17 protein-coding genes, 1 tRNA gene and 1 other RNA gene are annotated in these 21,987 nt (G+C 70.7%); 6 read left to right on the top strand and 13 right to left on the bottom strand.

The window, feature by feature from the left end; genetic code table 11:
• Positions 1-13: 13 nt before the first annotated feature.
• Both trpS and MFF54_RS24025 read right to left on the bottom strand, forming a co-directional pair.
• Positions 14-1,075: a tryptophan--tRNA ligase gene (gene trpS / locus MFF54_RS24020; protein ID WP_238306721.1), complete on the bottom strand. Its 1,062-nt coding sequence runs from the start codon at positions 1,073-1,075 to the stop codon at positions 14-16.
• A 250-nt stretch (positions 1,076-1,325) separates the two neighbouring features.
• The gene (locus MFF54_RS24025) at positions 1,326-2,078 is read right to left on the bottom strand and encodes an endonuclease III domain-containing protein (protein ID WP_238306722.1); all 753 of its coding nucleotides are present in this window, start codon (positions 2,076-2,078) and stop codon (positions 1,326-1,328) included.
• Positions 2,079-2,232: 154 nt separating this feature from the next.
• Between MFF54_RS24025 and MFF54_RS24030 the strand changes: the two genes are divergently transcribed.
• Together MFF54_RS24030 and MFF54_RS24035 are read left to right on the top strand one after the other, a co-directional pair.
• A complete protein-coding gene (locus MFF54_RS24030) occupies positions 2,233-3,516 on the top strand; it encodes an O-antigen ligase family protein (protein ID WP_238306723.1) in 1,284 nt (427 codons plus the stop codon).
• 93 nt (positions 3,517-3,609) lie between these two features.
• Positions 3,610-4,749, top strand: a complete 1,140-nt coding sequence (locus MFF54_RS24035; RefSeq protein WP_238306724.1) for an acyltransferase family protein — start codon at positions 3,610-3,612, stop codon at positions 4,747-4,749.
• A gap of 27 nt (positions 4,750-4,776) precedes the next feature.
• On the opposite strand, the gene MFF54_RS24040 is transcribed toward MFF54_RS24035, so the two are convergent.
• On the bottom strand, positions 4,777-5,028 hold the full coding sequence (locus tag MFF54_RS24040) for a hypothetical protein (RefSeq protein ID WP_238306725.1): 252 nt from the start codon (positions 5,026-5,028) through the stop codon (positions 4,777-4,779).
• Between the two features lie 158 nt (positions 5,029-5,186).
• Here MFF54_RS24040 and MFF54_RS24045 point away from each other — a divergent pair, with 158 nt between their 5' ends.
• Positions 5,187-5,873: a spermidine synthase gene (locus MFF54_RS24045; protein WP_238306726.1), complete on the top strand. Its 687-nt coding sequence runs from the start codon at positions 5,187-5,189 to the stop codon at positions 5,871-5,873.
• A 184-nt stretch (positions 5,874-6,057) separates the two neighbouring features.
• On the opposite strand, the gene MFF54_RS24050 is transcribed toward MFF54_RS24045, so the two are convergent.
• From MFF54_RS24050 to MFF54_RS24065, 4 genes are all read right to left on the bottom strand, one after another.
• A complete protein-coding gene (locus MFF54_RS24050; protein ID WP_238306727.1) occupies positions 6,058-6,975 on the bottom strand; it encodes a calcium-binding protein in 918 nt (305 codons plus the stop codon).
• A 451-nt stretch (positions 6,976-7,426) separates the two neighbouring features.
• The gene (locus MFF54_RS24055) at positions 7,427-9,823 is read right to left on the bottom strand and encodes a bifunctional diguanylate cyclase/phosphodiesterase (protein WP_238306736.1); all 2,397 of its coding nucleotides are present in this window, start codon (positions 9,821-9,823) and stop codon (positions 7,427-7,429) included.
• Positions 9,824-10,227: 404 nt separating this feature from the next.
• Entirely contained in the window at positions 10,228-11,004 is a 777-nt protein-coding gene (locus MFF54_RS24060; RefSeq protein ID WP_238306728.1) for a collagen-like protein, read from the bottom strand.
• Between the two features lie 245 nt (positions 11,005-11,249).
• Positions 11,250-11,325: transfer RNA gene (locus tag MFF54_RS24065), tRNA-Ile, on the bottom strand.
• A 371-nt stretch (positions 11,326-11,696) separates the two neighbouring features.
• On the opposite strand from MFF54_RS24065, the gene MFF54_RS24070 reads away from it, so the two are divergent.
• A complete protein-coding gene (locus MFF54_RS24070) occupies positions 11,697-13,964 on the top strand; it encodes a CDC48 family AAA ATPase (RefSeq protein ID WP_238306729.1) in 2,268 nt (755 codons plus the stop codon).
• A gap of 64 nt (positions 13,965-14,028) precedes the next feature.
• On the opposite strand, the gene MFF54_RS24075 is transcribed toward MFF54_RS24070, so the two are convergent.
• Complete coding sequence (locus MFF54_RS24075; protein WP_238306730.1) at positions 14,029-14,691, bottom strand: phosphatase PAP2 family protein; 663 nt, start codon at positions 14,689-14,691, stop codon at positions 14,029-14,031.
• Positions 14,692-14,972: 281 nt separating this feature from the next.
• On the opposite strand from MFF54_RS24075, the gene MFF54_RS24080 reads away from it, so the two are divergent.
• Together MFF54_RS24080 and ssrA are read left to right on the top strand one after the other, a co-directional pair.
• A complete protein-coding gene (locus tag MFF54_RS24080) occupies positions 14,973-16,937 on the top strand; it encodes an alpha/beta hydrolase domain-containing protein (RefSeq protein ID WP_238306731.1) in 1,965 nt (654 codons plus the stop codon).
• Positions 16,938-17,055: 118 nt separating this feature from the next.
• Positions 17,056-17,228, top strand: a transfer-messenger RNA (tmRNA) gene (ssrA, locus tag MFF54_RS27960).
• A 722-nt stretch (positions 17,229-17,950) separates the two neighbouring features.
• On the opposite strand, the gene MFF54_RS24090 is transcribed toward ssrA, so the two are convergent.
• From MFF54_RS24090 to tsaA, 5 genes are all read right to left on the bottom strand, one after another.
• A complete protein-coding gene (locus MFF54_RS24090) occupies positions 17,951-18,220 on the bottom strand; it encodes a hypothetical protein (protein WP_238306737.1) in 270 nt (89 codons plus the stop codon).
• Positions 18,221-18,535: 315 nt separating this feature from the next.
• Positions 18,536-19,339, bottom strand: coding sequence for an ABC transporter ATP-binding protein (locus MFF54_RS24095; protein WP_370880253.1), 804 nt, complete (start codon positions 19,337-19,339; stop codon positions 18,536-18,538).
• Complete coding sequence (locus tag MFF54_RS24100) at positions 19,336-20,343, bottom strand: FecCD family ABC transporter permease (protein WP_238306732.1); 1,008 nt, start codon at positions 20,341-20,343, stop codon at positions 19,336-19,338. Before MFF54_RS24100 ends, MFF54_RS24095 begins: the two co-directional genes overlap by 4 nt.
• On the bottom strand, positions 20,340-21,383 hold the full coding sequence (locus tag MFF54_RS24105) for an ABC transporter substrate-binding protein (protein WP_238306733.1): 1,044 nt from the start codon (positions 21,381-21,383) through the stop codon (positions 20,340-20,342). Before MFF54_RS24105 ends, MFF54_RS24100 begins: the two co-directional genes overlap by 4 nt.
• The gene (tsaA, locus tag MFF54_RS24110; protein ID WP_238306734.1) at positions 21,380-21,877 is read right to left on the bottom strand and encodes a tRNA (N6-threonylcarbamoyladenosine(37)-N6)-methyltransferase TrmO; all 498 of its coding nucleotides are present in this window, start codon (positions 21,875-21,877) and stop codon (positions 21,380-21,382) included. Before tsaA ends, MFF54_RS24105 begins: the two co-directional genes overlap by 4 nt.
• Between the last annotated feature and the right edge of the window lie 110 nt (positions 21,878-21,987).

Below are 21,987 nucleotides of genomic sequence, written 5' to 3' on the forward strand. Positions count from 1 at the left end.
CGGGAAAGCGGCCTCAGACCGCGCTGAGTCGCGTGCGGCGCACGAAGCCGACGATGTCCTTCACGGCATCGAGGGTCGGGGCCGCGATGGCCTCGGCCCGTTCGGCCCCATCGGCCAGGACGGCATCGATGTGGCCGGGATCGGCGGTCAGCCGCTTCATCTCGGCGTTGATCGGTGCGAGCTTCTCGACCGCGAGATCGACCAGCGCGCCCTTGAAGGCCGAGAACTGCGCGCCGCCGAACTTGGCCAGCACCGCCTCGCGGGTCGTCTCGGCCAGCGCCGCGTAGATGCCCACGAGGTTGTCGGCCTCGGGCCGGCCCTTCAGGCCCTCGGCCTCGGAGGGGAGGGGATCCGGATCGGTCTTGGCCTTGCGCACCTTCTGGGCGATCAGGTCCTGGTCGTCCGTGAGGTTGATGCGCGAGTTGTCGGACGCGTCCGACTTCGACATCTTCTTCGCGCCGTCGCGCAGCGACATCACCCGCGCCGCCGGGCCGCCGATCAGCGGCTCGGTCACCGGGAAGAACCCGTCCTCGCCGTGGCCGTGGGCCGCGATCGAGCCGGCAAAGTCCGTGTTGAACTTCTGGGCGATGTCGCGGGTCAGCTCGAGGTGCTGTTTCTGGTCCTCGCCGACCGGCACATGCGTCGCCCGGTAGGCCAGGATGTCGGCGGCCATCAGCACCGGATAGGCGTAGAGGCCCACGCTCGCGTTCTCGCGGTCCTTTCCGGCCTTGTCCTTGAACTGCGTCATGCGGTTGAGCCAGCCGATGCGGGCGACGCAGTTGAAGATCCAGGCGAGCTCGGCATGGGCCGGCACCTGGCTCTGGTTGAACACGATGGAGCGCTTCGGGTCGATGCCGGCGGCCAGGAACGCGGCCGTGACCTCGCGGATCTGACCGCGCAGCGCCTGCGGGTCCTGCCACATCGTGATCGCGTGCATGTCGACGACGCAGTAGAGGCACTGCGCGTCCCGGTTCTGCATCTCCACGAAGCGCTTGATGGCGCCGAGATAGTTGCCGAGATGCAGGTTCCCGGTCGGCTGCACGCCGGAGAACACCAGTTCGTTGAACGCGGCCATCGCGCGCCTACCCCGCCTCACAGGCCCGCCGACCTGACGGGACCCGGCTTCTGATCAGGTGCCGCGGACGGGGTCAAGGTTGCGCGCGGATGGTCCTGGGTCCCAAGGGTCGAAGACCTTTGGCGGGTGCAGGGCAGGGCCCTGCATTTGGCTCCTGCATCCCGGCAAAACCGGGACGCAGGAGCCAATCCCGGGGCCTGCGCGCCCGGGACTCCGCCAAGGAGCCTCGGGCCCCTTGGAAGCCCATGGCTCAAGCCAAGCGGGCGCTCGGGCAGATCTCGGCGAGCACGCACCGGCCGCAGGCCGGGTTGCGGTGGTGGCAGACGCGCTGACCGTGCAGCATCAGGATCTCGTGGTTGTCGTAGAGGTCCTGCGCGCTCCAGTCCGCCGGCAGCTGCGCCCGCAGGATCGCGTGCGACGGGCCGACATCGACCCGTGGACCGATCAGGCCGAGACGCTGCGCCACCCGGTGATGGTGGCTGTCGACGGGCAGCGCCGGCATCCGCAGCACCGAGAAGCTGAGCACCGCGGCGCTCGTCTTCGGGCCGATACCGGGGATCGCCTCGAGCCAGGCGCGGGCCGCCGCAACCTCCATTCCGGCGAGGAAGCCGAGATCGAGCCCGCCGGCCCGCTCCATCACGGCAGTCAGCACAGCCTGGATGCGCGGCGCCTTCAGTTCCGGCCACGTCACCCCGGCGATCGTCGCCTCGACCTCGGCCGTCGGCGCGGCGATCAGCGTCGCCCAGTCGGGGTAGCGGGCCCGCAGGGCCTTGAAGGCCCGGCCCGAATCCGCGTTGCGCGTGCGGTGCGACAGCAGCGAGGAGACGAGCTCGCTCACCGGGTCGAGCGCGTGGAAGTAGGGGATCGGACAGCCGTAGACCGGGCAGAGGAGCCGGTGCACGGCGAGCGCCTTCTCGGCCAGATCGGGTGCGGGCGCGGGCTCCGGGGCGGCTTTCGCGCTGCGCGGGCGCCGGGGCGCCTCAAGTCTGTGGGGAACGGCCATGCGGGCTCGAATCCGCGAGAGGACTCCGCGGTTCCGCCCCCGGACGGCACGCCGCAGGGGCACAGCCTTAAGGCTTTGCTGATGCGGCTCGTGGATCCTCGCGTGGATCGACAGCGCCGGCCACGGTGCCCTCACGCGTCCGGACCCCACCCCGATGCACGCCACGACCCTTGCCGGACCGGACCGGCCCCGCAACGTCGGAGCCTCCCGGCTCGGCAGCCTGCCCGTGCGGACCGCGCTGGAATGGCTCGGCTACGGCTTGTTCTGGCTGTTCCTGTTCTTCACCTGCTTCACCTTCCTGCGGCCCTCGCCCTACGATTTCGTGGCGATCCCGACCCTGCTGCTCTGGTCGCTGCTCGGCCTGCGCTTCCACCGGGCGGCGATCGCGATCTTCGCACTGCTCCTGCTCTACGGGACCTGCCTCGTCATCTCGCTCCTGCCTTATCTCGACGAGACGCTGCCCGGGGAATGGACCTTCCAGTCGGTCTACCTGATCGTCACGGGCGTCTTCTTCGTGATGTTCTTCTCGGACCAGACGACCCGGCGCGTCGAGTTCGCCCTGGGGGCCTATCTGGCGAGTTGCCTGTTCGCCGCCGTCTGCGGCATCCTCAGCTACTTCGACGTGCTCGGCGACGGCGTGCTGTTCAAGATGGACGGACGCGCCTCGGGAGTGTTCGAGGACCCGAACCTGCTCGGCTCGTTCCTGATCCTCGCCGCGCTCTACCTGATCCACAACCTGATCACCGGGCGCACACGCCGGATCCTCGCCTCGCTCGTCGCGCTCCTCGTCATCCTGGCCTGCATCTTCCTGTCCTTCTCGCGCGGCTCCTGGGCCGCATGCGTGCTCGGCATCGGCCTGATGACCGCGATGGCCTGGGTCACGGCGCCGACGCGCGCGCTGCGGCGCCGGATCGCGGGTCTCGGCGCCGTCGCCCTCGTCTGCGGGGGCGCGATGATCGCGGGCCTGTTCGCGGTGGACGGCGTCGCCGCGCGTTTCAGCGACCGCGCCGTCGCGACGAAGGACTACGACGAGGGCGAGACCGGGCGCTTCGGCAACCAGCGCCGCGGCATGGAGATGCTGCTGGAGCGCCCCGAGGGATTCGGCCCCCTGCGCTGGCGCCGCATCTTCAACCTGGAGCCGCACAACTCCTATATCGGCGCCTTCTCCAACGGCGGGTGGCTCGCCGGCTTCAGCTTCCTCGGCATCGTGCTCGCCACGGCCTTCGTCGGATTCCGGCTCTGCCTCACGCCCTCGCCGTACCAGCGCCTCGCGCAGATCGCATGGCCGGCGCTGCTCATGTTCTTCCTGCAGGGCTTCCAGATCGACATCGAGAAGTGGCGCCACGTCTACATGATGCTCGGCATGGTGTGGGGCCTGCACGTCGCACGCGAGATCTGGCTGCGCGCCCGGGACGGGAGACAGGCGGCGAACGCTTAACGCTGTTGCTGGGTCACGCTCCCGGCGAGAGCCCGCGTTAAGCGGGCCAACCTACGTTTCCACCCGAGCCGCGGTTCGAAGCGTCGGGGCCCCATGAACCAGATCGTTCCCATCCAGATCCTGCGCGGGGTCGCGGCCCTCACTGTCGCCTTCGGACACGCCCAGCACGACGCCAAGGTCCAGAGCCTCAAGCTCGGCGGCGATTTCGAGCGGGTCTTCACCCTGCCCTGGGGCGCGGGGGTGGACCTGTTCTTCGTCATCTCCGGCTTCATCATGGTCTACAGCTCGGAGCGGCTCTTTGCCCGTCCGGAGGCGGCGGGCCATTTCCTCGGCCGGCGTCTCGTGCGCATCGTACCGCTCTACTGGCTGTTCACCGGGCTCTACCTCGCGCTGCTGATCCGCGCCGCCGCGACCGAGGGCAAGGTGCTGCCCGCTCCGGCCGACATCCTGGCCTCCTTCGCCTTCTGGCCGACAGACGCCTTCGGCGACGGCATCCCGCGCCCGATCCTGACGCTCGGCTGGACGCTCAACTACGAGATGTTCTTCTACGGCCTCTTCGCGCTCTTCATCGGGTTCGCCCGGGGCCGCGCCGTGCTCGGCGTCGCCGGCGTGCTGGGCGCCCTGGTGCTGCTGGGCACGCTGGTACCGTCCGGTCCGCAGGGAGCGCTCGGGGCAGCCGCCTTCTTCTGGACGCGGCCGATCCTGCTTGAATTCGCCTTCGGCATGGGCCTCGCGCTGCTGCTTCGGTCAGGCGTCGGCCTCTCGGCGCCGGCGTGCGGCGCGCTGGTCGCGGCCGCCGTCGCCGCCCTGGCATGGGACGCGATGGGCTCCGGGCATCAGGCTCTCGACTGGACCACGCCGAACGACGCCCTGCGCGTCCTCGGCTGGGGTGTTCCGGCAGCACTGCTGGTCGCGGCCGCCGCGCTCGGCCCCCGGTGGCTGACCAGCGGGGCCGGTGGCCTCGGACCACGGCTCGCCGCGCGGCTGGGCGATGCGAGCTACGCGCTCTACCTCAGCCACCCGTTCGTGATCTTCGGCTTCCGCAAGGTCTGGGTGGCGGCCGGGCTCCACGACAGGCTCGGCTACTGGCCGATGCTCGCCGCCTCGCTCGTCCTCGCCTGCGCGGCGGCGATCCTCGTCCACCACTGCGTGGAGAAGCCGCTCACCACATGGCTGCAGGCGCGTACGGCGCCGCGCGCGGCCGCCGCGGTCTCCCCGCCGAACGCGGCCTGAGCGCAGCGCACGGACCCGGGCGAACGCTCAGGCGACGACCTTCGGGGTCGGGGCGGGCGAGCGGGACAGGCTCTGGATCTCGCGGGCCGGCCGGCCGGACTTGCGGGCGATCTCCAGATCCTGCTCGAGGATGAGCTGCTCGGCCGGCGCGTCGCCGTCGAGCCCGCCCAGGATCTCGACCGGGACACGCCGGTTCGAGGCGCGGCTGCCGTCCGCGTAGACGACGTCGAAGAGCACGAAACCGCGCTCCTGCGGCAGGGACTTGATGCGCTTGGCCATGGGGGCTGATAGACGCTCCCCGGCGCGCGGGGCAAGCCACGTCCGAGCAGGGGACGCAGACCATGGCGCGGCCTTGACGAGCGTCGAAGCCGCTTCCGCCCGTTCCATCGATGCCTCCGACAGGGAACCGTCGGCACCTCACACCGGAAGGGCTCTCCATGAACGCCTGGGTTCACCTCGATACCGGCCCGGTGCCGGGCGGCGGCCGGAGCCTCGCGCTGATGCAGAGGGAGGACGAGTTCACCATCGTCGTCGACGAGATCGAGCTGATGAACAGCACGCGCGGCACCTCGGAGGAGGCGCTCGCAGCGCTGGCCTGCGCCCGCTTGCCGCACGAGCCCGCCCCGCGCGTGCTCATAGGCGGCCTCGGCATGGGATTCACGCTCCGTGCGGCCCTGCGGGCACTGGGGCCGGAGGCGCGGATCGTGGTGGCCGAGCTGGTACCGGCGGTGACGGCTTGGGCGCGCGGCCCCCTGGCACCGGTCTTCGCCGGCTGTCTGGACGACCTGCGCGTGAGCGTGCACGAGACGGACGTAAACCGTCTCATCCAGTCGGAGGCCGCCGGCTGGGACATCATCCTGCTGGACGTCGACAACGGCCCGGAGGGCCTGATGCGGCGGGCCAACAACCGGCTCTACGACGGATGGGGCCTGAAGCGGCTCCGCTGGGCGCTCCGGCCGAACGGCGTCCTGGGCGTCTGGTCGGGATCGCCGGATCGCAAGTTCAAGGCTCGGCTGAAGCGCCACGGGTTCGCGGTCGAGGAGACCCGGATCCCGGCCAGCGGCCGGACCGGTCCGCGGCACGTGGTCTGGACCGCGGCGCGCACGGAGGGGCCGCCGGCGTGAGCACCGCAGGCCGGGGGCTCCCGGGACCGAACAGCAAACAGCCCGCCTCGGCGAACCGGGCGGGCTGAGCGGGGCGGCGACGGAGGGCCGGGGTCCCTTCGGAGGCTTGACCTGATCCGTGCCGTGCAGCCCCGCGCGCGACCGTCGGCGCCGCGTGCCGGTACCGGCGACCGCCTGCTGCGGCTCAGGCGAACCAGCCGCTCTGGACGGACCCAGCCGCGACGCCGTCGAGCTGGATCGTCCCGCCACCGGACAGGAGCAGGATCGTGTTGCCGCCGCTGTCGAAGGCGGTAGCCGTCTGACCGTTCAGCGCGATCCGGTCACCCTCGCCGGCATTGAAGTCGGTGATCCGGTCCGCGCCGCTGTTCTGGCCGGCGATCGGGCCGGCGAACACGAACCGGTCCGCTCCGGACCCGCCGGTCAGGATGTCGTCGCCGAGATTGCCGTACAGGGTATCGCTTCCGGCACCGCCCACCAGCTGGTCGTTGCCCTGGCCGCCGAACATCCGGTCGGCGCCCGAGCCGCCGAGCAGGACGTCGTCCTGCATGTTGCCGTAGATGAGCTGCGCATCGCTGAAGGCCGCGTAGTCCACCCGGTCGTTGCCCTGGCCGGCATAGACCGTATCGCGCCCCAAAGAGCCGGCGATCGTGTCGTTGCCCTGGTTGCCGTAGATCAGGTCGTCGCCCTGGCCGCCGTTGAGGTAATCGTCGCCGAAGCGGCCGTAGAGCGTGTCGTTGCCCTGGTTGCCGTAGATCAGGTCGCCCCCGTCGCCCCCGTCAAGGACGTCGTTGCCAGCACCGCCGTTGATCCGGTCGTCGCCGCCGGAGCCGATGAGCAGGTCGTTGCCGACGAGGCCGTTGACGAGGTCGCCCACGCCGGTCCCGACCTGCACGTTGGCGTCGGCGGCGACGGAGAGCAGATTGCCCTCCGGCGTCAGCAGGCTCGTGACGCCGTTCACGATGTTCGCCCCGGGCAGGTTCGCCGCGACGCCGATGTCGGCGATGGTGTCGCTGGTCGTATTGTTGCCGCCGATAGAAATCAGTCCGCCGATGCTCGTGCCACCGAGAAGGTTGCCGGGTAGGCTGAGATTGATCAGTGCCACTGCATGTCCTCCCTAGATCAGTACAGAGACTAACTAATCCGAGGTTTCACGCAGGATCAGCGGCACTTCCGGAAAGCAGCTTTCCATTTTTGGGCGATCAGGCAGCGTGCCCTGTATAGGCGCACGGAGCGACCGTCGCGCGACCGCTGGCTTGATGAAGAAGTGGTTTCGGGGTTCGGCACGTCGCCTGTGGACAAAGTCCTCCGGCGCGAAGGCCGCTGCGGACCGGGGTCACGGACAAGCGACCCGATTCCGCGCAGGCCCCTCAGCTACGGACAGCGCTCCGACATCCGGTAGACGCCGCCAGAGCGCGGCGGTGGGGCTCCAGGCCGGATCTGCGAACGGATCAGGCGGCCATGCCTCTCGGTTTCGGGGCAGGCTTGCGATCTGCGCCGGGCGTCGGCGTTGCGCGCCGCGCGACCCGTCGCGATCCCTGGGCCGGAACACTTGGTCACGCCGCAGCGGTGGCGGGAGCCCCCTCCGCCGGATGCGTGTGCGCGCCGAACGTCTCGATCGCCGCCGGGCGCCCCATCAGGTAGCCCTGCGCGGCGTGGCAGCTCTCGTCGGCGAGGAAGCGCAGTTCCCCTTCGGTCTCGACGCCCTCCGCGAGGATCGGCAAGCCCAGGCCGCGCCCGAGGCCCAGAACCGAGCGCACAATGGCCGCGGCCTGCTCGTTCGCGTCGACATCCCGGATGAAGGAGGCGTCGATCTTGATCTTGTCGAACGGATAGGCCCGCAGGTTTGAGAGCGACGAGTAGCCGGTTCCGAAATCGTCCATCGCGATCCGCAGCCCGAGCGCCTTCAGTTGCCGCAAGGCCGCCTGCGCCCGGCCGGGATCCCGGATCAGGGCGGTCTCGGTGATCTCGATCTCCAGGCGCTCCGGCTTCAATCCCGTCTGGAACAGCACCTCGTGCACCACTTGGACGAAGTGGGGCGCGAGGATCTGCACGGCGGAGACGTTGACGGCCACGGACAGGGGATTCGCCCAGGTCGCGGCCTGTCGGCAGGCCTCGCGCAGTACCCACTCGCCGATCTGCAGGATCGCGCCGCTCTCCTCGGCGATCGGGATGAAGTCGGCCGGCGAGACCATGCCGCGCTGGGGATGCGTCCAGCGGAGCAGCACCTCGAAGCCCACCACCGTCCCGCTGTCGACGTCGCATTGCGGCTGGTAGACGAGATGCATCTCGCCGCGCGCCACCGCATGACGCATGTCGTGCTCGAGCCGACGCCGCTCGCGAACCTCGACGCCCATCTTCGCCTCGAAGAAGCGGTAGGTGCCGCGCCCCTCGGACTTGGCGCGGTAGAGGGCCGTGTCGGCGTAGCTCAGGAGAAGCGCGCGGTCCTGCGCGTCGTCGGGGTAGAGCGCGATGCCGATGCTGGTGGCGACGGTCGGGCTTGCCGAAGCCGTGTTCCCGCTGCGCAGGGCTTCGAGGATCTGCTCGGCCAAGCGGCCCGCCGCGGTGGCGGAGGTGCAGGGCGTCATCACGGCGAACTCGTCGCCGCCCAGGCGCGCCATCATCTGCGTGTCGTCGAGGATCTCGCCGACGGCGCGGGCGACGGTCACGAGCAGGGCGTCGCCCGCCGCGTGGCCGAACACGTCGTTCACCTCCTTGAACCGATCGAGATCCAGGCAGAGCACCGCCAGCTTGCGCCCGGTTGCGGCGGCGATCTTCATCTCCTGATCGAGCCGATGGTTGAAGTTCGCCCGGTTGGCGAGGCCCGTGAGCGCGTCGTGGTGCGCGAGGAACTGGATCCGCCCTTCCGCGCGTCGACGGGCGCGCAGATCCCGCACGGCGAGCGCGTAGTGGGGCTGGTTGCCGTACGTGACCGGCCGCACGAGCAGTTCGACGGGGATCACCCCGCCCTGCGCCTGGCGAAGCTCGGCCTCGACCGCTTGGTCGGTTTGACTCGCCAGCATCGTGAGCGTCGCCACAGCCGGCAGGAACCGGCTCAGCTCCGTTCCCGGCAGATCGTCGGCCGACAGCCCGACCAGACGGCCGAAGCTGTCGTTGGCGCTGACGATGGCGTCCCCGCGGCAGACCACCAGCCCCTCGATCGCCGCATTGGCCAAGCTGTGCAGCCGCGCCTGCTCCCGCACCGCGATGCGCCGGTCGCGGATATCCACCCCGAGGGCCGCGCAGGCGAGCAGCAGGATGGCGAGGCTGGCCAGCGCGACGCCGACCGCGAGCCAGCGCGACGGGATCGCGGCCTCGGAGACGAGAATGGTCGGGTCGGGAGCGATCGTCACCGCGCCCATGGCGGTGAAGTGATGGCTGCAGATGGCCGCAACCAGCACGAGCGCCGCCACCGCCCGGCGGCGGACGCCCCCGTCGCCGAGCCCCATGGCAAGCGCGACGCTGCCGAGGGTGGAGCCGAGGAGGAGCGATACCGTGACGAGGATCGGGTCCCAGTGGATGCGGGCCCCGACCTCGTAGGCGGCCATGCCGGTGTAGTGCATGGCGGCGATTCCGACGCCGAGCACCGCACCGCCGAACACCGCCCCCCCGAGGGCCGGCGCCGCCGGGGATGTACGAGCCAGCGCGAGAGTGAGCGCGGCACCGGTCAGGACGACGGCGTAGATGAGCGAGAGCGCGGTCAGGCCGACATGGTAGGCGCTGGGCAGACCGGGCTCGAAGGCGAGCATCGCGATGAAGTGCGTCGCCCAGATTCCGGATCCGCCCGCAATGGCCGCGATCGTGATCCAGGCCGCACGGAGACGGCCCGCGGATTTCCTGGCGTGACACAGAAGCTCGATGCAGGTGGTCGCTGCGAGCGTGCAGACGAACGCCGCGAGCGCAACGAGCCAGAGATCATGATCTCCCGTGATGCATCCGACGACCTTGAGCATGCGCATCACAGCGAGTCCACAATTCGGTTGTGAACCACCATAACCCGTGCCGGCCGCCCATCCAAAAACACAAATCAAGCAAACATGGTTAAATACCAAGTAAGAAAATAATATGCAAACGTCAAGGGCGCTCAGTTTTTAGCATGTTCCGCATGGCGCCACGAAAAATTGAAAGATAGCAACCTGTGACCGACAGATAATCATCTCAGGTTGCTGCGGGCATTCTTGCCGCTCGGTCATGATCCCACCTCCCGTGATGCGGTTTCATTATGGGGTAGGTCGTTGAGATCCTTCCGGCTGTTCGAACGAGCCCGTCAACGCAGCGGGGTGGACGACGCGTCCGGGAACCGGGTGAGACCGTCGCGGGGCGTGCACCGCGCCCCAGCTCGGGCGCTTCCGCTCCATCACTGACGTGCACAGATGGCGCGGGCTCTGAGAGCCGCCGGTGCCCGTCCCAGGCCGATGCAGTAGATGCTGCTCTCGTCCATCGCAGGCCGCTCGCCGCCGCTGCAGGTTCCGTTCACGGCGAACTCGTCCTCCCGGCAAGTGGCGACGCACCGAGCCCCGCCGGCGCAGTCCTCGACCTGCACGCGCAAGGCGATCCCCGCTGCCGCAGGCGCCCCCGGCGGCCCGGCGGGGCCGGCAGGACCGCGCTCCCCTTGGGGGCCGCGCGGACCGGGCTCGCCCTTCTCGCCGCGCTGACCCGCCGGTCCGACCTGACCGGCAGCACCGGCCTCGCCCGTCTCGCCGCGCACGCCCTGCGGACCCTCCGGTCCCTGCGGACCGGCGATCCCCTGCGGTCCCCGCGGCCCGACCTCGGGCTTCGCCAGGTTCGCGGCGGGCAGCAATCTGGCAGGTTTCGGCTCGGCCGCGGCGACCCGCTCGGGTTCGCGCGGCGCGCAGTAGCCGACCACGACGTCGCGCGCCTCGGCGCCGGCCTTCAGGCGCGCGATACAGCGCGCCGGATGGTAGGGTATCTGGAAGGCAAAACGGCCCTCGGCATCCGTCTCGGATGTGTAGGCCTCGTCGAGGGCGACCTTTTCTTTGCGGGGCGGATTGATTCGGCCGAAGATCTGCAGGCTGCCGCCGTTGATCATGGCCATCGTGACGGAGATCTCCGCCCGTGCCGCCGCGCTCGACAGGAGCGTTCCGACGACGATCGCAGCGCAATACCTGAGCACGGCGCTTCTCCCAGCGTTCCATGGTCGCTCAGCGTACCGAGGCCGGTCCCGATGGATAAGCGTGCGGATTGGGTAGGCGAGGGCGAAAGAGGATGGTTCATTCCGCCCGCCGGGCTCAGCCGCCGCGCCGCGACTGTGCATGGATCCGGAGTTCGCCTCCGATGGCGCGCGGAACCCCGACTCTTGGACGGAGGTGGCGCGTTCGACCGTGAAAACCGCAGCATCGGAGCGACCTGCGAACGCTGTGGTGGGCCCGGCAGGACTCGAACCTGCAACCAGACCGTTATGAGCGGTCGGCTCTAACCATTGAGCTACAGGCCCTTACTCAAGAACAGCAGTTCCTTGAGCAAGACATCTGTCGTCGGCCTCGTCACAGGCGACAGAAACGGCGACAGAGATCCCTCGCTGAGTACCCTTGGGACGGGGTTTCGGCAAGGGGAGGGGCCCCCGGGGGTGGACCCGCGGGATCGCGAAACACACGCGACGGGGCTGCGGGCTGGAACGAGGGCGGCGCGGGAGCACCAACGTGGTCGAGCCACGACGATGGGCCTGACGTTGACCTATCGTTCAAAGGTCGCGCCAGGGCGCTTGCCGGCCTCGGAATCACACCGGGGCGGGGTTGCTCCGAACCATCACAGGCACCGCCGGTTGAGCGGGTATGGTCGGGAGAGATGTGCCGCCCGGGAGTTGAGATGGCCGAAGCCGAAGGGCAGACCCTCAGACTGCAAGTGGCCAACGCGCGCGCCCAAGATGCTGGGCGGGGCATCGCCCGACTCGGCCACGCGGCCCTGACCCAGCTCGGCCTGCGCGAGGGCGACGTGGTCGAGATCGTCGGCAAGCGCCACACCGCCGCCATCGCCGTCGGCCCCTACGAGGAGGACGAGGGCCTGAACCTCGTCCGGCTCGACGGGCTTCAGCGCGTCAACGCGGGCACGGCGAGCGGGGACCATGTCGAGATCCGTGCCGCCGAGATCCGGCCCGCTACCCGCATCGTGGTGGCGCCGGCCCAGAAGAACATCCGCCTGCAGGGCTCGGGCGAGGCCCTGCGCCGCACCCTCTTCCGGCGGCCCCTGGTCTCGGGCGACGTCATCTCGACCTCGACCCAGTCGCGCGCGGCGCCCGACCCGCGCATCCCGCCGGAACTGCGCCCCTATCTCGAAGGGCCGACCTACGGGCTGCAGGAGATCCGCCTGGTCGTGGTCTCGACGCAGCCGCGCGGCATCGTCTTCGTGGCCGAGGGCACCGAGATCGAGCTGCGGCCGCTCTTCGAGGAGCCGAAGGACGGGCGGCGCGCCGACGTCACCTACGACGACATCGGCGGCCTCGGCGACACCGTCGATCAGATCCGGGAGATGGTCGAGCTCCCCTTGCGCCATCCCGAACTGTTCCAGCGCCTCGGCATCGACCCGCCGAAGGGCGTGCTGCTGCACGGCCCGCCCGGCACCGGCAAGACGCGGCTCGCCCGCGCGGTCGCCAACGAGACCGAGGCGCGCTTCTTCCACATCGCCGGCCCCGAGATCATGGGCAGCCGCTACGGCGAGTCCGAGCAGCGCCTGCGCGAGGTCTTCCAGGAAGCGGCCCAGAACGCCCCCTCAATCATCTTCATCGACGAGATCGACTCGATCGCCCCCAAGCGCGAGCAGGTCACCGGGGAGGTCGAGCGACGCATCGTGGCCCAGCTCCTCACGCTGATGGACGGGCTGGAGCCGCGCCAGAACGTTGTCGTGATCGGCGCCACCAACCGGCGCGACGCGATCGACGAGGCGCTGCGCCGCCCCGGCCGCTTCGATCGCGAGATCATCATCGGCGTGCCTGACCAGCCGGGCCGGCGCGAGATTCTCGGCATACACACCCGCGGCATGCCGCTCGCCGAGGATGTCGACCTCGATGAGGTCGCGCGCACGACCTACGGCTTCGTCGGCGCGGATCTCGGCGCGCTGGCGCGCGAGGCCGCGATGGACGCCGTCCGCCGCATATTGCCGGGGGTCAACCTGCGGGAGGGGATTCCCGCCGAGGTGCTCGAGGGCTTGAGCGTCCGGCGCGACGACTTCCTGTCGGCGATGAAACGGATCCAGCCCTCGGCCCTCCGCGAGATCATGATCCAGGTGCCGGACGTGACCTGGGACGATGTCGGTGGGCTGGCCGAGGCGCAGATGCGCCTGCGCGAGGGCGTCGAGCTGCCGCTTCGCTCGCCACAGGCCTTCCGGCGCATGGGCATCCGCCCGGCCAAGGGCTTCCTCCTCTTCGGCCCGCCCGGTACGGGTAAAACCCTGCTCGCCAAGGCGGTGGCGCGGGAGGCGGAAGCGAACTTCGTCTCGACGAAGTCGTCCGACCTGCTCTCGAAATGGTACGGCGAGTCCGAGCAGCAGGTCTCGCGCCTGTTCCAGCGGGCCCGCCAGGTCGCGCCGACCGTGATCTTCATCGACGAGATCGACAGTCTCGCGCCCGCCCGTGGCGGGGGTTTGGGCGAGCCTGCCGTGACCGAGCGTGTGGTCAACACGATCCTGGCCGAGATGGACGGGCTCGAGGACCTGCAGGGCGTCGTCGTCATGGCGGCCACCAACCGCCCCAACCTGCTCGACCCGGCTCTGCTGCGCCCCGGACGCTTCGACGAACTCGTCTACGTGCCGGTGCCGGATGTCTCCGGTCGCCGCCGGATCCTGGCGATCCACACGCGGACCATGCCGCTCGCGGAGGACGTCGATCTTGATATGGTCGCGGAGCGCACCGCCCGATTCACCGGTGCGGACCTGGAAGATCTCACCCGCCGCGCCGGTCTCCTGGCCCTGCGGGAGTCGATGGAGGCGACCCAAGTGCAGCGCGCCCATTTCGAGCAGGCTGCGCGCGAGACGCGCCCCTCGGTGACGCCCGAAATGGAGCGGGAATATGAGGAGATGGTGCGCACCCTCAAGCAAGAGGGCCCGCAGCGTCAACCGATCGGCTTCCTGGCCCAGCGCTGAGCGCGCCCGCCTGGGGGCGGCGCGGTTTTGACGGTGTGGGAGCTGCCCTGCGCGGAGAGCAAGATCAGCTGCTGGCGGGCCGTGGCCGCTCATGCGCTCCGGGGCATCCTCGCCTCGTCAGGTCTGCACGCCTCGGTATCGGCGCTATCCGATCGACGGCCGCCTCCGCCACAACGCCGATCAGGGCCCCCGCCAGCACGTCGACGGGGAAGTGTGCTCCCCGCACAACCTGAGCAGCGATCACGCCGGCCGCGGCGACATAGGCGGGGCGCTTGATCTCCGGATAGGCGCGAGCGGCCGCACACGCGACGGCAGCACTCAGGGCCGAATGACCCGACGGAAAGGATTGCCACGGCCCGACGCTCGTCCCCGGCCAGCCTCGCGCGTAAAACCCCTCGTCCATGACGACGTTCGGGCGGGTGCGGTGGACCGTCCGCTTCAGACCCGTCTTCACGACGCTGGCCAGGATGCCGGCCTCCAGCATGTGCCGCCCTGCCGCGGCGAGCCGGTGATCGCGTGCGATCGTGCCCCAGGCCAAGGTGCCGACGGAGAGGGCGAGCAGGGACTGCCAGCTTCCGACCTCGCTGGCCCGTGCCAGCGCACGGACCCCCGGATGATCCTTGGCGCGAGCCAGCTTCAGCCCCGCGGCGACATCGGCAGCCTCGACGCGGTTGGACGGGTTGGCAGCCGTGGCGTGAGGCGGTCGGATCGGGGAGCGCGCAAGCATGGCCGTAAACGCACACCATCGGCAATCGTTCGGTATCACCGTCATCGGAGATTGGGCCGTGGCTCAGCGGTCGCCGCGCCCTCCGACAGGGCGCTCACGGGGCGAGGACGTGCACGGGGACGCCTACGGGCGGCATCCCGACTCGGATCGTCGCGCGTCTGCCGACCGGCTGACACGCTGTTGGAAACGCAACGGCGTCCTCGGCGCCTCCCTCGACGTCCGTTTCCCGCTGTGGTTGTTGAGCCTACCGGCCATTGCAACGAGCCGGAGGGGGAAAGGCCATGCGGACCGGTCTGGCTCTTGCCGGCGCACTCGGATGCGCGCTCTGCGTCGTGCCCGCGCAAGCGCGCATCACGGGCATCGATATCACCGCCGTCGAGCCTTTCGCGGATGGCGCGGAATTTGGGACCGCCGGCGCCTACGAGCGGGTGATCGGAACGGCCCGGGGCGAGCTCGATCCGGCCGATCCGGCGAATGCCGGCATCGCCGACATCGCCTTGGCGCCTCGCAATGCCCGCGGGATGGTGGAGTACAGGACCGACCTGTTCATTCTGCGGCCGAAGGATCCCGCCCGCGGCAGCGGCACGCTGCTGTTCGAGGTGCTGAACCGCGGCCGCAAGTTCCTGTTCAACTGGGTCCTCGACGCCCCCGCCCAGGCGGCGCAGGCCGTCAACGATCCGCGCAGCGCCACGGATGCTGGCACCGGCCTGGTCCTGCGCCGCGGCGACACCATCGTCTGGTCGGGCTGGGAGGCGGACGCGCTGCGTCAGCAAGGCGGCATGGCGATCGACGTGCCGGTGGCCTCCCGCAACGGCAGGCCGATCGTGGAGACCGTGCGGGACGAGCTTGTCAGCGCGACGCGCGGCCCGCCGGAGGCCCCGTTCTACCTCACCTTCAAGGCCGCCAGCCAGGACAAGGCGGCTGCGCAGCTGACCGTCCGGCGCCGGGAGGCCGATCCGCCCCGGCCGGTGCCGCCGGAGGCGTGGCACTACGCGACGCCCCGGCAGCTCGAACTGCTGCCGAAGGGCACCAAGCCGCTGCCCGGCTCGATCTACCAGTTCACCTACCAGGCCACCGAGCCGAAGGTGCTCGGTATCGGCTTTGCCGCGACGCGCGACGTGGTGGCCCATCTGCGCGGCGATGCAGCCGGCGGGGCGAACCCGGCCGGCGGCGTGATCCGGCACGCCGTGGCGCTCGGCATCTCGCAGAGCGGGCGCTATCTGCGCGACTTCATCTACCAGGGCTTCAACCGCGACGAGGACGGCCGCCGGGTCTTCGACGGCGTGCTCTCGCACATCGCCGGCATCGGGGGCGTCTTCCTCAACGCCCGGTTCGGCCAGCCCTCGCGCACGAACACGCAGCACGAGGACCACCTCTACCCGGAGAACGCCTTCCCGTTCTCGGCAGCCAGCCAGCACGACCCCGTCACGGGGCGGACGGGCACACTCCTGCGCGGCGACGGGTTCGACCCGCTTCTCATCGAGGTGAACACCGGCACCGAGTACTGGCAGAAGGGCGCCTCGCTTCTGACCACCGACCCTGCCGGCCGCGCCGACGTGCCGCTGCCCGACACGGCGCGGGCCTTCCTGGTCTCGAGCGGCTTCCATTACGGCCGAGCCGGCCTGACCTCGACCAAGGGGCCGTGCGCCAACATGCGCAGCACCCTCAACCCGGCACCGGCCGTGCGGGCTCTGCTCGTCGCGCTGGAGGAGTGGGTGAAGGACGGGAAGGCCCCGCCCGACAGCCGCGTCCCTCGCCTGTCCGACGGCACGCTGGTCGAGGCTGCCGATGCCGGCTTCCCCTTCATGGTCGGCGTGCCGGTGCCCACGGCGCCGAACGCGATCGCGCGTTTCAGCACCTACGTCGATCCGCGCCCGGAGGGCGGGCCGCAGTACCGGCCGCTCGTGCCGCGGGTCGATGCCGACGGCAACGACGTGGCGGGCATCCGCCTGCCGGCGGTCGCGGCCCCGCGCGCCACGTTCACGGGCTGGAACCTGTACGCCGATCCGTTCCCGGCCGGCGCTCTGTGCGACCGCGAGGGCAGCCAGCTTCCGTTCGCACGGACCCGGGCCGAGCGGGAGGCCGGCGGTGATCCGCGCCCGTCGCTGGAGGAGCGCTACCCCGACGCCGATGCCTTCGTCGCAGCCGTCACGAAATCGGTCGACGCTCTCGTGGCCGATCGCCTCCTGCTACGGGAGGATGGCGATCGCCTCGTGGCCACCGCCCGCGATGAGGCTTCGCGTTAGCCAGGCACGACCGGCCTGCTCGCGGCCGACCTTCAGGATGCGGCGGAGCGGTCCTGCACGAAGCGGCCCCCTGGACTGCGCCGGGGAGGCGCGGTAAGATCGCGGCACGGTTGATGACCGGTTCGTAATAACGTTTCAGGACCCGGGGGCAGTGCCCGGCGCCTCCACCACGAGCACCTTGCCCCGGGTACCGCACGGGGATCAGAGCGAACGGCCGTCGTTGCGAGCCGCGCGTTGCCAGGGTGCTTCTGATGGGGGCGAAACAGGATCGACTGGACGGTAAAAGTTCCGCGAGTTTGATCTTGCTTCGGCAAGGTACAATGCGACTCTGAGGTAGGTACTCCTCGTCTGGCGCGAGCAACCCTCGTTTCAGGCAACAGGGCCAAAAACTAAATGCCAACGATAACGTTGTCATGGATGCCCGCCTCGCGGCGTAAGCATCTTGCGGCAGGGTAGCCGTAGAAACAGAACCCGGGGCTTCGGCCCCGGGACCCACCCTTTCTCACGGCATCGGACTGACGCGGCTCTCCGGCAGGCCTGGATCGAGCGCCGCCTCCCAACCAAATGTGTCGGGGTCATCGACCCTGATCGTCGCCGCTCCAGCCCCGCCGAGATCGAGACCTTTCGGGCTGTGCGGGCTGGGGAGCGGGAGGAGGCCGCCGGTCTGGCCCGAGGCACGACTGGGCTTGAGGCACGAGAAGGCCCGCGCCGGTTACCCGGGCGGGCCGAGTCCTTGGGTTCGAAATCCCGCAGCGATCCGGCGAACCGCTAGGGGACGCAGCAGGGATGCTGACCGAGGGCTGAGTCCGGCCAGCACCTCGACACTAGGCCTCAGGCGAGCGCACGCCTTCACATGCGGCATGTTGAGCGCGAAAAAGCTCGCCGCGGCGGGCCGGTCAGAGGCCGGCGAGAACGCCGACCGAGCCCCAGAGCGTCAGGCCGAGACCGGCCACGAACGCGCCGATCATGCCGTAGGAGAACGCCTTCATCGTCGTGTGCATGCTGCGACTCCCTTAGCAGCGGTTCCCGCCCGCGGTCTGGCCGTACTGCTTGACCGGGAAGTTCTGCTGGTTGGCGTTGCCCTCGGCGGCCGAGCTCATCGGACAGGTGGCCGGATTGCGGCTGCCGTAGAGGCCGATCGAGCCCGTGGTCTGCGGCTCGTAGGATCCGTAGCCGGTATCGTGGCCGCGCGGCGCGTCGTAGTTGAAGGCCATCGCAGACGAGGCCGGGGCAGCAACGCCGAGCATGAGGGCGGCGAGAGCAGCGGCGACACGGGTCTTCATGAGGGTCTTCATCTCCAGATCACGCTGGCGGCCGGCCGATCCGGTCCGCATCGTCTTGCGTGATCCTGAGATGGGGAGCCCTCTGCAGGCGCGACGTGCCAGGACGCACGTCCCATGAGGGCGCGAATTTCGCCAGCATGGGGCGCACAGCCGTCGCTCCGACCGCCGGGCGGGTATCTCGGTCTACCTCCGGCGTTGGCGCCGCCTCGCCGCGGAGGCGCAGGCAGGGGCCGGGCAGGCAGGGCTGCCACCGCCCGGCGGAGCCTTCGTGGTCGAGTGGCGCGGCACGCCGGTCGCCCGGGTCAAGGTCGGCCCTTACGGCCGCGTCGCGGAGCCCGGCAGGAAGGCGTGCCGCCCGTCGCCCACTACCTCCTCGACATCGCAGCCGTAGAGGTGCTGAAGGCGCGGGCGGGTGATCGTGGCGGCGCTCGGCCCCCTGGCGATCAGGCGGCCGCTCGCCAGCATCGCGACCTCGTCGGCGTGGCGTAGGGCTTGGTTCGGGTCGTGTGTGGTGAAGAGTACAGCGAGGCCGGCCCGGGTCAGCGCGCGCATCTCGGCGAGCACCCGGCCCTGATTGCCGAAATCGAGGCTCGCGGTGGGCTCGTCCAGCACGATCAGCCGCGGGGCCTGAGCCAGCGCACGGGCGATCAGGGCAAGCTGGCGCTCACCGCCCGAGATCCCGGTGACCGGCCGCTCGGCCAGATGCGCGATGCCGAGCCGGGCGAGTGCCGCCTCCGCCGCCGCGACGTCGGCGGGGCCCGGTCCCGCGAGCGCGCGCTGGTGGGCGAGGCGGCCCATCAGCACTGTCTCGCGCACGCTGAACCCGAAGGCCTGCCCGCCCGCCTGCGGCACGTAGGCGATGCGCCGCGCCCGCGCGCCGACCGTGAGATCGGCGAGCGGGCCGCCCTCCAGCCGGATCTCGCCCGCCAGCGGCGGCAGAAGACCGATCAGGGTCCGCAGCAGCGTGGTCTTGCCCCCACCGTTCGGGCCGAGGAGCGCCAGGGCGCGGCCGGGCACGAGGGCGAAGTCGATCTCTCCCGCGACGCGCCGCCCGCGGTAGCCCACGACAAGGCCGCGCGCCTCGAGAACCGCGCCTTCGCACGCCGCCGCGACGGTCACGACCATCCGCCGCGGGTGCGTGCGAGCAGCGCGATGAAGAACGGGGTTCCGACGATCGCGGTGAGGATGCCGAGCGGCACCTCCACCGGGGCGACCGTGCGCGCCAAGGTGTCGATGAGGAGGAGGAAGCCGCCGCCGAGCAGCGCCGCGGTCGGCAGAAGGCGCGGGAAGCTCGGTCCGACGAGGAGGCGCGCGAGGTGGGGCACGACGAGGCCGACCCAGCCCACGATGCCGGCGGCGGCGACGCTGGCGGCCGTCACGAGGCTCGCGCCCACCACGATCGCCGCGCGCAGCGCCCCCGTGGGGACGCCGAGCGCGCGGGCCTCCTCGTCGGGTAGCGACATCGCGTTCATGCGCCAGCGCAGCGTGAGGAGCAGGGCGATGCCGACGAGGACGGCGAGGGCCAGGGGCAGTAAATCGCCGACGCCGATGCCCGCGAGGCTGCCGAGCAGCCAGAAGGTGATGGCGGGGAGTTGGTTGTAGGGATCCGCGAGGTACTTGGCCAAGCCGATGCCGGCGCCGAGCAGGGAGCCGACCACGATCCCCGTGAGGACGAGGGTGAGGACCGCGTCGCCCCCGCGAAGGGCGCCGCCGATGGCGTAGACCACAGCGACCGCGCCGAGCCCGCCCGCGAAGCTCAAGGCCTCGATGCCGAGGATCGGCAGCCCGAACAGGATGCCGACGACCGCGCCGAGCGCCGCGCCCGAGGAGGCGCCGAGCAGGTCCGGCGAGACGAGCGGGTTGCGGAACAGCCCCTGGAACGCCGTGCCGGCGGTGGCGAGGCCGGCCCCGACCAGCAAGGCGGCGAGCACGCGCGGGCCGCGCACCTGGAACAGCACCGCGCTGGTCGCGGGCGGGAGCCCGGAGGGCGTGCCGGTGACGGCTGCCCAGACCGCCCGACCGAGTTCGAGGGGCGAGAGCGGGAAGCGCCCGACCGAGAGCGCCAGGAACACCGCGAGGATGAGGAAGCCCAGCGCCGCCGCGAGGCCCAAACGCGGCGTCATCCGGGCTCCCCGAGAATGCGGGCGGCCTCCGCGGCGCCGATCTGGCGACCGTAGAAGCGGGCATGGAAGGCGCGGGTCTCGGCCGCGAGATCCTCGGGGAACAGGTCGGGGTAGAGACAGTGCCCGAGCCAGAGCAGGCCGATCAGGCGGTTCACGGAGGGCGGGGATTCGAGCCAGCCGAAGGGCAGGTGCGGCGCGAGATAGACACGGCCCGCCCGAACGGCGCCGAGCGGGGCCCAGGTCGGATCGCCGCGCAGGCTCGCGGCAAAGCCCACATCGGTCGCCACAATCACGTCGGGATCCCAGGCAAGCACCTGCTCCGTCGAGACCGCCGCCAACCCGCCCGTCGCCTCGCCCGCGACGTTGCGCGCGCCCAGGAGGTCAAGACTCTCGACGCTGATCGCCCCGCCGCGCCCGGTCTGAAGGCCGCGCGGCCCGAGCGCCGCGTAGACCCACGGGCGCTTCTCGGCGGGCACGCGCCTGACGCGGGTCGCGACGCGGTCGAGGATCGCCTGCGCGGCCGCGGCCCGATCCTCGCCCGCCGTCTCGCGGCGCAGGAGACGCCCGAGCAGCCGGTAGGTCTCCGGCGTCCGCGCGAGCGTCCCGTCGAGAAGGGCGTAGGGCACGCCGGTCTGCAGCTCGACGCGGCGCGCCAGCGACACGTAGGTCTCCGAGGTCGAACCGACGTCGAGGATGAGGTCGGGCGCCAGAGCCAGGACCGATTCAAGGTTCGCGGTGTTCCCGCGCCCGGTGATGCGGCCGATCTCGGGCCGCGCGGCGATCTCGGGCAGGAGGAGCGCGCGCTCGTCCGGACGCAGGGCACGCGGCCAGCCAAGGAGCAGGTCCGGGGCGAGGGTATAGAGAAGGATCGCGGCCGGCGGCCCGGCGGGGAAGACGCGGCCGACACGGGCCGGCACGGGCAGGTCGCGCCCGGTGGCGTCTCGCACGGTCGCATCCGCCGCCCCCGCCGCGCCTGCGGCGAGGAGTGCCGCGCCGCCGAGGAGCGCCCGGCGGGAAAGGGCGCCGGAAGACGCGCTCATGCCGGTCCGGTCTCGAAATCGCCGGGCTGCGGCGGAGCGAGCGGTGTGAAGGTGGAGCGGTCCGGCTTGAGGTCGATCAGCGGCGTGCCGTCGAGGCAGTCGAGCCCTTGCACGCGGACCGTCGCGCCTACGATATCGACGAGGCGGGTGCGGGCGGTGCCGATCGGATTCGGGCGCACCGGCGAGCGCAACGAGAAGGCGCCGCGCACCGTGCCGTCGCGCTGCGGGCTCTGCAGGACGAGATCGCGGCGCGATCGGTCGAGCCAGTACAGCACCTCGACCTCGGCGTACTGCTCCAGCCCGGCGAGCGCCGCGACGAAGGGCTCGGCGATCTCCAGGCGGCAGACCGGGCCGTCGAGGCGGCCCTGGCGGGGGCAGGCCAGCCGGTCGGTCCAGGGCGTGCAGATGGTGCCGATGAAGATGAGCCCCGCATCGGTGGCAGGCGGCAGATCCACTGCGACCTCGCCGATGCGGATCTCGTTCAAGCGCACCATCGGCAGCATGCCCCAGTCGACCGCGAGGTCTGCGACCCGTGCGATGGGTCATACCCGCTCGGCCCGATCGATGGAAAGGGCGGGCCTGCGTCCGCCCTTTCCATCGATCG

The organism is Methylobacterium gregans (assembly GCF_022179245.1).
Classification (GTDB): Bacteria; Pseudomonadota; Alphaproteobacteria; order Rhizobiales; family Beijerinckiaceae; genus Methylobacterium; species Methylobacterium gregans.